This is a genomic window from Streptomyces hyaluromycini, from assembly GCF_002217755.1.
GTDB lineage: Bacteria > Actinomycetota > Actinomycetes > Streptomycetales > Streptomycetaceae > Streptomyces > Streptomyces hyaluromycini.
This window is the reverse complement of sequence record NZ_BCFL01000024.1, coordinates 322,090-335,554: the sequence shown is the minus strand read 5'-3', so window position 1 is coordinate 335,554 and position 13,465 is coordinate 322,090. Positions and strand designations below refer to the sequence as shown.

1 protein-coding gene is annotated in these 13,465 nt (G+C 74.7%); it reads left to right on the top strand.

All coding sequences use genetic code 11. The annotated features are described in order from the left end of the window. Positions 1-64: 64 nt before the first annotated feature. Positions 65-13,465 (top strand): non-ribosomal peptide synthetase (locus tag SSP29_RS56795; protein ID WP_123060338.1); only part of this gene is annotated, 13,401 nt, incomplete at its 3' end.

Genomic DNA, 13,465 nt, shown 5'->3' with positions numbered 1-13,465 from the left:
TTACTATGCGAGCGGTCGCGGCTCCGCTGAGCCGTTCCACACCTATGGGGAGGCACGGGCAGCTGTGTCGGGCAACACGCGTTCTTCCGCACCTTCTTCTGCGGCTTCGGCTTCTGCTTCGACGGCGCGGACGGCACCCACGGAGGACTACTGGCGGGAACGGTTCGCCGCACCGGCACCGGAGACCTCACTGCCGTTCGACCACCCGCATCCGGCGCACCCGCAGGAGCCGCGGCCGCGCGCCGTCCGCACGGCCGCGCTCGCCGGGACGGCCGACGAGCCCACCCTGCTCGCCGCCTTCGCCGCCCTGCTGCACCGGTACGGCGGCGGCGCGGCCCAGGACCTGACGGTCGCTCACGAGGGGCTGGCGCTGCGGCTGGTGGTGCACGGGGCCATGCCGTTCGCCGAGTTGCGCGAGCACGTCACGAGCGTCCGCGCGCAGGCCGCCGCCCACCGGCTGCCGACCGCCGAGCTGCTACGCCTGCTCGCCCCCGAACCCGGCCGCGGCGGCGCCCTGTTGTGCGCCGTCGGCTTCGGCACCGCGCCCTGGGGCGAAGGCGGCCCGCTGGACCTGGCGCTCTCCGTGGCCGACGGGCAGGTGCACGCGGACTACGCCGCCGACCTCTTCGAGCCCGCCACCGTGAACCGCGTCCTCGGCCACTACGCCACGCTCCTCGCCGACGCCCTGGACCGGCCCGGCACCCCGGTCGCCGACCTCGGGCTCCTCGGCGCCGACGAGCGGCAGCGGATCCTCGCCGACTGGAACGACACCGCGCACGACGTGCCCGCGCTCACCTGGCCGCGCATGTTCGCCGACCAGGTCGCCGCCCGCCCCGGCGAAGTGGCACTCATCCACGCGGACGTCCGCCTCACCTACGCCGAACTCGACGCCCGAGCCGCCCGGTTGGCGCACGCCCTGGTCGCCCGGGGCGCCGGTCCCGAGCAGGTCGTGGCGCTCGCCGTACCCCGCTCCGCCGACATGATCGTCGCGGAGGTCGCCGTACTGAAGACGGGCGCGGCCTACCTCCCGGTCGACACCGACTACCCGGCCGACCGCATCGCCTACATGCTCGACGACGCCCGCCCGGTCTGCCTCGTCACCACCGCCGAGATCGTCCCCGACCTGCCGCCGGGCACGGCGACGCTGGTCCTCGACGCCCCGGAGACCGTCGCCGAGCTGGCCGCCCACCCGGCCCACGACCCCGCCACCGCCGACGCGTTGACGGTCGCGCACGCGGCGTACGTCATCTACACCTCCGGCTCCACCGGCCGCCCCAAGGGCGTGGTGCTCTCCCACGCGGGCGTCGCCAAGCTGGTCGCCACCCAGCGCGAGCGGTTCGGGATCGGCCCGCACAGCCGGGTCCTGCAGTTCGCCTCGCCCAGCTTCGACGTGGCCTTCTGGGACCTGTGCCTCGGTCTGCTCTCCGGCGGCCGGCTGGTCGTCGTACCCGCCGACCGCCGGGTGCCCGGCGCGCCTCTCGCCGACTACGCGAACGAGCACGGCATCACTTTCATGATCCTGCCGCCCGCGCTGCTGGCGGCCATGCCCGACGACGTGCGACTCCCGCCCACCGCCACCCTGCTGGCCGGCACCGAGCGCGTCTCGCCCGAACTGGTCGGCCGCTACGCGCGCGGCCGGATGATGTTCAACGCCTACGGACCCACCGAGGCCACCACCAACTCCACCCTCGGCCGCTGCGACCCGGACACCCCGGCAGGCACCATCGTGCCCATCGGCGTTCCCGACCCGGGCACCCGCGCCTACGTCCTCGACGAGCGGCTGCGGCCCGTACCCGCCGGTGTGGTGGGCGAGTTGTACCTCGGCGGCGCCGGACTCGCCCGCGGCTACCTCGGCCGGCCCGCGCTGACCGCCGAGCGGTTCGTCGCCGACCCGTTCGGCGCGCCCGGCGAACGGCTGTACCGCACCGGCGACCTGGTCCGCTGGAAGTCCGACGGGCGCCTTGAGTTCCACGGCCGCGTCGACAGCCAGATCAAGATCCGCGGCTTCCGCATCGAGCCAGGCGAGATCGAGTCGGTGCTGCGCGCCCACCCGGCCGTCGACCAGGCCGCCGTCGTGGTCCGCGAGGACCGCCCCGGCGACCGTCGCCTGGCCGCTTACGTCGTACCTTCCCTGGACACCGCCGCCGAGGCCACCGAGGCCGTGGCCGACTGGAAGGACCTGCACGAACTCCTCTACTCCGCCGCCGGATCCGACGGCTTCGAGGAGAACTTCGCGGGCTGGAACAGCATGTACGACGGCCTGCCCCTCCCGCTCGCCGACCTGCGCGAGTGGCGGGACGCGACCGTCGCCCGGATCCGCGAACTGCGGCCCCGCCGCGTCCTGGAGATCGGCGTCGGCAGCGGCCTGCTGCTCTCCCGGATCGCCCCCGACTGCGCCGAGTACGTCGGCACCGACCTCTCCGAGGAGGCGGTACGCGCGCTGCGCGCCCAGGTCGATGCCGTTCCGGAACTGGCCGGCAGGGTCACTCTGCACGCCCGTCCCGCACACGAGCTGACCGGACTGCCCGCCGGCCACTTCGACACGATCGTCGTCAACTCCGTCGTCCAGTACTTCCCGGGCGCCGACTACCTCACCGACGTCCTGCGGTCGGCGGCCCGACTGCTCGCGCCCGGCGGTTCGTTGTTCATCGGCGACGTGCGCAACCTCCGGCTGCTGCGGACGCTGGCCGCCGCCATCGAGTCGGGCCGTGCCCGCACCGAGGAGAAGGAAGCCCTGCGCGCCGCGGTCGACCGGGCCGTGGCCTGGGAGGGCGAACTCCTTGTCGACCCCGACTACTTCGCGACCCTGGACGGCTTCACGGCGGACATACGCGTCAAGCGGGGCGTCCACCACAACGAGCTGACCCGGTACCGGTACGACGTCGTGCTGCGGCCCGGCACCCACTTGCCGGCCCTCGCCGCACAGAACCTTCGGTGGTCCGCACTCGGTACCCCCGAGGCCCTCGACACCTACCTCGTCTCCGCGGACCGCCCCGCCCGCCTCCGCGTCACCGGCATCCCCAACGCCCGCCTCGCCCCCGACCTGGCCGTGCTCGGCGCCCTCGACGACAGCAGCCGCACCGGCAGCGCCGGCGTCGACCCGGAGGCCCTGCACGAGACCGCCGCCCGGCACGGCTACCGGGCCGCCCTCACCTGGACCGCGGACGCCGAGGACGGCAGCCTCGACGCGGTGTTCGCACGCGGCGCCGACACCCCGCTCGGCCCGCTGTACGTCACCGGCCAGGCCCACCCGCACGCCAACCGCCCGGCGCCGTTCCGCAACGTCACCGCGCTGATGGCCGGGCTGCGCGCGCACGCGGCCGAGTTCCTGCCCGAGTACATGGTCCCGGCCGCCCTCGTCCCGCTGGACCGGCTCCCCGTCACCCCCAGCGGCAAGCTCGACTCCGCCGCCCTGCCGGTCCCGGACTACGGCCTGCTCAGCTCCGGCCGGGCCCCGCGCACCGAACGCGAGCGGCTGCTGTGCGACCTGTACGCACGCGCCCTGCGGGTGCCCTCGGTGACCGTCGACGACGACTTCTTCGCGCTCGGCGGGGACAGCATCGTCGCCATCCAGCTGCTCGTCCTGGCCCGCCGGGCCGGTCTGGAGCTGACCCCGCGGGACGTCTTCCGGCACCGCACGGTCGCCCAGCTCGCCGGCGTCGCCCGCACCGCCGACGCCGCCGAGGACCAGGCCGCCGCCCCCTGGGACCCGCCGACCCCCGGCGAACTCGCCGCGCTCCAGGGCGACGACCCGCTCACGGTCGCCGAGGTCCTGCCGCTCGGCCCGCTCCAGGAGGGCTTCTTCTTCCACGCCCTCGTGGACGGCGCCGAGCACGACGCCTACGTCGTCCAGCAGGTGGTCGAACTCGCCGGACCCGTCGACGGCGGCCTCCTGCGGCAGGCCGCCCAGCGGCTCCTCGACCGGCACGCCCCGCTGCGGGCCTGCTTCCGCCAGTTCCCCGGCGGCCGCCCGGCCCAGCTCGTCGCCACCGGCCTCGACGTGCCGTGGCGCGAGGTCGACCTGTCCGCCCAGGACACCGCCGTCCGCGCGGGCCTCGCCGAGGCTGTCGCCGCCGACGAACGCGCCCGCCGCTTCGACCTCGCCCGGCCGCCGCTGCTGCGCTGCGCCCTGGTCCGGCTGGGCGAGGAGCGCAGCCGTCTGATCCTGACCTTCCATCACATCGTGGCCGACGGCTGGTCCCTGCCGGTCCTGCACCGCGAACTCCTCGCCCTCTACGGCGAGCAGCCCGCCCCGCTGCCCGAAGTCGCCCCGTACCGCGGCTACCTGGCCCGCGTCGCGCGCGCCGACCGCCAGGCCGCCCGGGACGCCTGGCGGACCGCCCTCGCCGGGATCGACGAGCCCACCCGCCTGGTCGAGACCCCGGCCGCCGGGCCGATCGAGCCCGCCCAGCTCCGTGTCGAACTGCCCGAGCGCACCACCGCCCGGCTCACCGCCCGCGCCCGCGAACACGGCGTCACCCTCGGCACGGTCGTCCAGGCCGCCTGGGGCCTGCTGCTGGCCGGGCTGACCGGCCGCCAGGACGTGGTCTTCGGCACCACCGTCTCCGGCCGCGACGCCGCCGTGCCCGGCATCGAGTCGATGGTCGGCCTGTTCATCAACACCCTGCCCACCCGGCTGAACTGGGCCCCCGTCGACCCCCTCGGCGCCGTCCTGGAACGCCTCCAGCAGGAGCAGAGCGCCCTGCTGGACCACCAGCACCTCGGCCTCGCCGAGATCCAGCGGGCCGCCGGGCACGCGGGCGGCGGCGAACTCTTCGACACCCTGGTGGTGTTCGAGAACTATCCCGCCGAACCGGACCTCGCCGACCCCACCGGCACGGTCCGGCTGGCCGGGCACGCCTTCCACGACGCCGTGCACTATCCGCTGGCCCTGATCGTCAAGCCCGGCCGCCGACTCGACCTGCGCCTCAAGCACCACGCGAACCGGGTCTCCGGCGAGGCCGTGCGACTGCTCGCCGACCGGCTCACCCGGGTCCTGGACGCCCTCGCCGAGGACACGGCACGCCCGGTGGCCGCCCTCGACCTGCTCATCGAGGGCGAGCACGTACACCTCGACGGCGAGCGGCGCGCCGTACCCGCGACCACCCTGCCCGCCGCCATCGCCGCGCAGACCGCCCGCACCCCCGACGCCACCGCCGTCGTGTACGAGGGCACCGCCCTCACCTACGCCGAACTCGACGCCTGTGCCGAGCGGTTGGCCCGCCGGCTGCGCGCCCGCGGCGCCGGGCCCGACCGGTTCGTCGCCGTCGCCGTGCCGCGCTCGGCCGAGCTGATGGTCGCCCTGCTCGGGGTGCTGAAGTCCGGCGCCGCCTACCTGCCGGTCGACCTCGACTACCCGGCCGACCGCATCGCGTACATGCTCACCGACTCCGGCGCCCGGACCGTCGTCACCACGGCACGGGACGCCGTACGCCTGCCCGCGGTGGACGGACTGGAGGTCGTGCACGTCGAGGACGAAGGCGACGTGCCCGAGGAGGTACCCGACACCGCACCCCTCACCCCCGACCACCCCGCCTACCTCATCTACACCTCCGGCTCCACCGGCCGCCCCAAGGGCGTCGTCGTCACCCACCGCGCGATCGGCAACCGGCTCGCCTGGATGCAGGGCGCGTACGGACTGGCCCCCGACGACCGGGTGCTGCAGAAGACCCCGTCCAGTTTCGACGTCAGCGTCTGGGAGTTCTTCTGGGCGCTGCACGAGGGCGCCGCGGTCGTGCTCGCCGCGCCCGACGGGCACCGCGACCCCGCCTACCTGGCCCGGCTGATCCGGGCCGAGGGCGTGACGACGATGCACTTCGTGCCGTCGATGCTGGACGCGTTCCTCGCCGCCGAAGAGGTCACCGCCGATCCGACCTGGGCGGCCGGTCTGCGCCGCGTCTTCAGCAGCGGCGAGGCCCTGTCCGGCGCGGCGGCCCGGCGCTGGCGCGACCTGACCGGCGTACCGCTGCACAACCTGTACGGCCCCACCGAGGCCGCCGTCGACGTGACCCACCACGCCTACGACGGCGCGCCCGGCACCACCGTGCCCATCGGACGGCCCGTGTGGAACACCGGCCTGCGGGTGCTGGACGCCTGCCTGCGCCCGGTGCCCGACGGGGTGCCCGGCGAGCTGTACCTGACCGGCGTCCAGCTGGCCCGCGGCTACCACCGGCGCCCCGCGCTCACCGCCGACCGTTTCGTCGCCGACCCGTACGCGGCTGTGCCCGGCGCGCGCATGTACCGCACCGGCGACCTGGTGCGCCGCCGCCCCTGGGGGTCCCCCCGGCCGGAGGCTGGGGGAGGCACCCTCGACTACCTCGGCCGCACCGACCGGCAGGTCAAGCTGCGCGGCAACCGCATCGAACTCGGCGAGATCGAGGCCGCGTTGACCCGGCTCCCGGCGGTGGCGCGCGGTGCCGTGGTCGTCCGCGACCAGCGCCTGGTCGCCTATGCCGTCCCGGCGGCCGGTGCCGTCGCCGACCCCGCCGCCCTGCGCGCCGCCCTCGCCGAGGCACTGCCCGCACCGTTGGTCCCCGAGGACTACGTCGTCCTCGCCGACCTGCCGCTCACCCCCAGCGGCAAGCTCGACCAGGCCGCGCTACCCGCCCCCGAGGCCGAGCGCGCCGCCCGCCGCGAGCCCGCGGGACCGGCGGAGCGGCGGCTCACCGAGATCTTCGCGGCCGTCCTCGGCATCGCCGACGTCGGCCCGGACGACGACTTCTTCCGGCTCGGCGGCGACAGCATCAGCTCCATCGGCGTCGCCGGCCGGGCCCGCGCGGCCGGCCTGGACCTCACCCCACGGGACGTCTTCACCCACCGCACGCCCGCCGCCCTCGCGGCCACCGCCGGTACCACCACGGCCACCGCGCCCGCCGCCGCTGCCGCCTTCACCCTCACCGACGCCGAACACGCCCGGATCCGCGCGCTCGCCGCCCCGGCCGCCGTCGCCGACGTCTGGCCGCTGGCCCCCCTCCAGGAGGGCCTGTTCTTCCACTCGGCCTACGACCAGGGCGCGTTGGACGTCTACACCGTCCACGAGACCTTCGACTTCGCCGCCGGCCTGGACCCGGCCCGGCTGCGCGCCGCCGCGCGCACGCTCCTCGACCGCAATCCGGGTCTCCGCGCGGGCTTCACCAGCGAAGGCCTCGACCAGCCGGTGCAGTTCATCGTCGAGACCCCGCAAACCCCGGAGATCCCGCTCGACGAGGTCGACCTCTCCCACCTCCCGGCCGCCGAACAGGACGAGCGGGTGCGGGTGTTGACCGAGGCCGAACGCAACCGGCGGTTCGACCTGTCCGCACCCCCGCTGTTCCGGCTGCTCCTGCTGCGCCTCGGCGCCGGGCGCGGCGACCGACTCGTCATCGGCCGCCACCTGATCCTCTGGGACGGCTGGTCGGCCTGGCTCCTCCTGGACGAACTGTTCGCCCTGTACGAGACCGGCGGCGACGCCTCCGCGCTGCCCGGCCCCGGCAGCTACCGGGACTACCTGACCTGGCTGGACCAGCAGGACGACCCGGCCGCCACCGCCGCCTGGCGCACCGCGCTGGCCGGTCTGGAGGAGCCCACCCTGCTCGCCCCGACGGCCGCCGACGGCCTCGAACCGGTCATCCCCGACCAGCTCGACGTACGCCTCACCGCCGGACTCGGCGACCGGCTGCGGGAGACCGGCCGCGTCCACGGCCTCACCTTGAACACCCTGCTCAACGCGGCCTGGGGCCTCACCCTCGCCGCCGCGACCGGCCGCACCGACGTCGTGTTCGGCACCACCGTCGCCGGCCGGCCCAGCGAGGTCCACGACGTCGGGAACATCATCGGCCTGTTCCTCAACACCGTCCCCACCCGGATCGCCTTCGACCCCGCCGAGCCGGTCCTCGACCTGCTCCGCCGCATCCAGGGCGAGCGCCTCGACCTGATGCCGTACGAGCATCTCAGCCTCGGCGTGCTCCAGGCCGAGACCGGGCACCGCAAGCTGTTCGACACGCTGTTCGTGCTGCGCAACAACGACACCGAGGACCGGCTGGCGGAGCTGCGCACCCGGCACGGCGCCACCGCCGTCGCCAACGTCGACGCCACCCACTACCCGGCCAACCTCGTCATCACCCCCGGGCAGCGGATCACGGTCACCCTCACCCACCGGCCCGACCTGGTCCCGGCCGACCGGGCCGGTGCCCTGCTCGACCGCTTCACCCTCCTCGTCGAGCGGCTCACCGCCGAAATCACGGCACCCGTGGGCTCCCTCGACCCGCTGCTGCCCGCCGAGCACGCGGCGCTGCGCGAGGAGCGGGCGGCCGGCCGGGTCGAGGTCCCCGAGGAGACCGTCGCCGACCTGCTCACCGCCCAGGCCGCGCGCACCCCGGACGCCCGTGCCCTCGTCCTCGGCGAGCGCGCGCTGACCTACGCCGAACTCGACGCGGCCGTCAACCGGATGGCCCGGCTGCTCATCGAGCGGGGCGCCGGTCCGGAGCGGGTCATCGCGCTCGGCCTGGGCCGATCCCTGGACATGGTGGTCGCGCTCTTCGCCGTCCTGCGCACCGGCGCCGCCTACCTGCCCCTGGAACTGGACCACCCGGCCGACCGGCTCTCCCTGATGCTGGCCGACGCCCGCCCGCTGCTCCTGCTCTCCACCGCCGCCGTCTCCGCGACCCTCGACGGCGACGACCTGCCGCGCGTCCTGCTCGACGACCGGGCGGTGCAGGACGAACTGGCCGGGCTGCCGGACACCCCCGTCCGCCGCCGCTTCAGCCTCGAACACCCCGCCTACGTCATCTACACCTCCGGCTCCACCGGCCGCCCCAAGGGCGTCGTCACCCCCTACCGGGGTCTGACGAACATGCAGCTCAACCACCAGAAGGAGATCTTCGAGCCGGCGATCGCCGCCGCGGGCGGCCGACGGCTGCGGATCGCGCACACCGTGTCCTTCGCCTTCGACATGTCGTGGGAGGAACTGCTCTGGCTGGTCGAGGGCCATGAAGTGCACGTCTGCGACGAGGAGTTGCGGCGCGACGCGGAGGCGCTGGTCGCCTACTGCGAGCAGCACCGCGTCGACGTCGTCAACGTGACGCCCACGTATGCCAGGCTGTTGATCGAGCAGGGCCTGCTGGAGGGGCATGTGCCGCCGCTGGTCCTGCTCGGCGGCGAGGCGGTCCCGGAGACGGTGTGGGCGGCCCTGCGCGACACCGAGGGTACCTACGGCTACAACCTGTACGGGCCGACCGAGTACACCATCAACACCCTCGGCGGCGGCACCCTCGACTCCGACACCCCCACCGTGGGCAAGCCGATCCGCGGCACCCGCGCCCACCTCCTGGACGCCTGGCTGCGCCCGGTGCCCGACGGCGTCCCCGGCGAGCTGTACATCGCGGGCATCGGACTCGCCCGCGGCTACCTCGACCGGCCCGCCCTGACCGCGGAGCGGTTCGTCGCCGACCCGTTCGGCGAGCCGGGCGAGCGCATGTACCGCACCGGAGACCTGGTGCGCCGGGGCCCCGACGGCAACCTCGACTTCCTCGGCCGCACCGACGACCAGGTCAAGATCCGCGGCTACCGCGTCGAACCCGGCGAGATCGAGACCGCCCTCAGCCGCCACCCGCTGGTCTCCCAGGCCGCGGTCGTGGTCCGCGACGAACGTCTCGTCGGCTACGTCGTGCCCTCCGGCGCCGACCCCGCCGACCGCACCGCCGCCGAGGCCGCGCAGGTGGGGGAGTGGCAGGAGATCTACTCCGACGAGTACGAGGAGATCGGCACCGCCGTCTTCACCGAGCAGTACGACGGCTGGGACAGCTCCTACGACGGCCGGCCCATCCCCTTCGAGCAGATGCACGAGTGGCGCGAGGCCACCGTCGCCCGCATCCGCGCCCTCAAGCCGCGCCGCATCCTCGAAATCGGCGTCGGCTCCGGCCTGCTGCTCTCCCGGCTCGCCCCGGACGCCGAGGAGTACTGGGCGACCGACTTCGCCGCCCCGGTGATCCGCAAGATCGGCGCGGAGCTGCGGGCCCGGGACCCCGAGCTGGCTTCCCGAGTGGAACTGCGGTGCCGGCCCGCCGACGACCTGAGCGGCCTGCCCGCCGGCCACTTCGACACGATCGTCGTCAACTCCGTCATCCAGTACTTCCCGAGCATCGAGTACCTCACCGCCGTCATCGACGGCGCCATGGAGCTGCTCGCGCCCGGCGGCGCCCTGTTCGTCGGCGACGTCCGCAACCTGCGGCTCGCCCGGACCTTCCACACCGAGATCCAGTGCGCCCGCGGAACGGCGGCGGCCGACCTGGAGCGGGCGGTGGAGCGCGGGCTGCGCCTGGAGAAGGAACTCCTGGTCGACCCCGACTACTTCACCACCCTCGGCTACGGCGTCGACCTGCGCACCAAGCGCGGCCGCCACCACAACGAGCTGACCCGGCACCGCTACGACGTCGTCCTGTACGCCGGTGAGCCGGACGTCCGCCTGGACGACGCGCCGACGGTCGAGTGGACCACCGCCCACACCGTGGGCGAACTCGCCCGCGGCGGCTGGACCTCCGAGGCTGTCGGCCAACTGCTGGATTCGACCGGCCGGTTGACCGGCCGGATCGGCGACCGCCCGCGCGTCGAACGGCCCGCCGCCCTGCGCGTCACCGGCATTCCGGACGGCCGCACCGTCGAGGACGGCGTCGACCCGGAGACCCTGCACGCGCTCGGCGCGGACGCCGGATACCGGGTACTGACCACCTGGTCGGCGCGGACCGGTACCTACGACGCGGTCTTCCTGACCGCAGGACACCGGCTCGCCGGCGGCCTGTTCCGCCCCGGCGGCGGTACCGCCCCCTACGCCAACGACCCCACCGCCGCCCGCGAGACCAGCGCCCTGGTCCGGCGGTTGCGCGAGGACCTCGGCCGGGAGCTGCCCGAGTACATGGTCCCGGCCGCCTTCGTCACCGTCGACGGCCTGCCCATGAACGCCAACGGCAAGCTGGACGTGCGCGCCCTGCCCGAGGCCGAACCCGCCGTCGCCCTCGGCGGCGGACGCGGCCCCCGCACCCCGCAGGAGGAGGTGCTCTGCCGCCTGTTCGCGGAGGTGCTCGGGCTGCCCGCGGCCGGTGCGGAGGACAACTTCTTCGACCTGGGCGGCCACTCGCTGCTCGCCACCCGGCTGGTCAGCCGCGCCCGCACCGAACTGGGCGCCGAACTCGCCATCCGCGACCTCTTCGAGGCCCCCACCCCGGCCCGGCTCGCCGCCCGCGTCGGCGCGGCGAACCCCGCCCGGCCGTCCGTCACCCCGGTGACCGACCGGCCCGCCCGGATCCCGCTGTCCCCGGCCCAGCGCCGGCTGCTGCTCGTCGAGCAGATCACCGGCAGCGGTGTCGCCTACAACTTCCCGCTGGTCTTCCGGCTGCGCGGCGACCTCGACACCGAGGCCCTGCGCGCCGCCCTGCGGGACGTGGCCGCCCGCCACGAGGCGCTGCGCACCGTGTTCCCGGCCCACGACGGCGAGCCGTACCAGCGGATCGTCCCCGCCGAGGAGGCCCACCCGGCCCTCACCGTCGCAGCGGCCACCGAGGAGGCGCTGCCCGCGCTGATCGAGGCGGCCCAGCGCCGTCCCTTCGACCTCACGGCCGAACTCCCGCTGCGCTGCGAGGTGTTCCGGCTGGCCGACGGCGACCACGTGGTGGCGGTCGTCCTGCACCACATCACCACCGACGAGTGGTCCGACCGGCCGTTCCTCGCCGACCTCGACACCGCCTACGCGGCCCGCCGCGCGGACCGGGCCCCGGAGTGGGCGCCGCTGCCCGTGCAGTACGCCGACTACACCCTCTGGCAGCGGGAGCTGCTCGCGACCAGTGGTGAGACCCAACTCGCCTACTGGCGGGACGCCTTGCGCGGGCTGCCCGACGAGCTGACGCTGCCCTCCGACCGGCCCCGCCCCGCCGAGCCGACCGGACGCGGTGGCAAGGTCCGGCTGGAGCTGCCCGCTGCCACCGGCCTCGCCCTGCGCGACCTCACGGCGGCCACCGGCACCAGCATGTTCATGCTGTTCCAGGCCGCCACCGCCGCCCTGCTGCACCGGCTCGGCGCGGGCGACGACATCCCCCTCGGCGCGCCCATCGCGGGCCGCACCGACGAGGCGCTCGGCGACCTGGTGGGCTTCTTCGTCAACACCCTGGTGCTGCGCACCGACCTGTCCGGCGACGGGCTGACGTTCCGTGAACTCCTCGGCCGGGTCCGGGAGTCGTCGCTGTCCGCCTTCGAGTACCAGGACCTGCCGTTCGACCGGGTGGTGGAGGCCCTCAACCCGCCCCGGGCGGCCGGCCGCAACCCGCTCTTCCAGGTCATGCTCGGCTACCACCACCGGCCCGACGGCGACCCCGACGTGCTCGGCCTGGCCACCGAGTGGACCGACATGGACACCGGCATGGCCAAGTTCGACCTGCACTTCACCTACGTCGACGAGTCCGACCGCGTGGTCCTGCTCCTGGAGTACGCCACCGACCTCTTCGACCACAGCACGGCCGAAGCCCTGGCCGGCCGCGCCGCCCGGCTCCTCGCACACGCAGCCGCCGAACCGGACGCCCTGCTCGGGGACCTGGACATCCTCGACGAGGACGAGCGGGCCCGTGTCCTCACCGGCTGGAACGACACCGCCAGGACGGTCCCGGACCGCACGCTCCCCGAGCTGTTCCGTGCCCAGGTTGCCCGCACCCCCGACGCCACCGCCCTCGTCTTCGAGGAGCAGCGGCTCACCTATGCCGAGCTGGACGCCCGGGTCGAGCACACCGCCCGGGTGCTGGCCGGTCTCGGCGCGGGTCCGGAGCGGACCGTCGCCGTCGCCCTGCCGCGCTCGGCCGACCTGGTCGTGGCCCTCCTCGCCGCGCACCGCGCCGGTGCCGCCTACCTGCCGCTGGACCCGGACTACCCGGCGGACCGGCTCGCCCTCATGGTCGAGGACGCCCGCCCGGTGTGCGTGATCCGCGACGTCCTGCCCACCGGCCCGCAGGGCGAGCTGCCGACGTCGTACGACCCCCGGCATCCGGCGTACGTCATCTACACCTCCGGCTCCACCGGCCGCCCCAAGGGCGTGGTCGTCCCGCACGAGGGCATCGTCAACCGCCTGCTGTGGATGCAGGACACCTACCGCCTCGGCGCGCACGACCGGGTGCTGCAGAAGACGCCGTCCAGCTTCGACGTGTCGGTGTGGGAGTTCTTCTGGCCGCTGATCACCGGCGCCACGCTGGTCGTCGCCCGGCCCGAGGGCCACCGCGACCCCGCCTACCTGGCCGCGCTGATCCGCGAACAGGACGTCACCACCGTCCACTTCGTGCCGTCCATGCTGCGGCTCTTCCTGGAGGAGCCGACGGCCGCCGGCCGCACCGGCCTGCGCCGCGTGCTGTGCAGCGGCGAGGCGCTCCCGGCCGCCCTCACCCGCCGCTTCCACGAGGTGCTCGACGCCGAACTCCACAACCTCTACGGCCCGACCGAGGCGTCCGTCGACGTC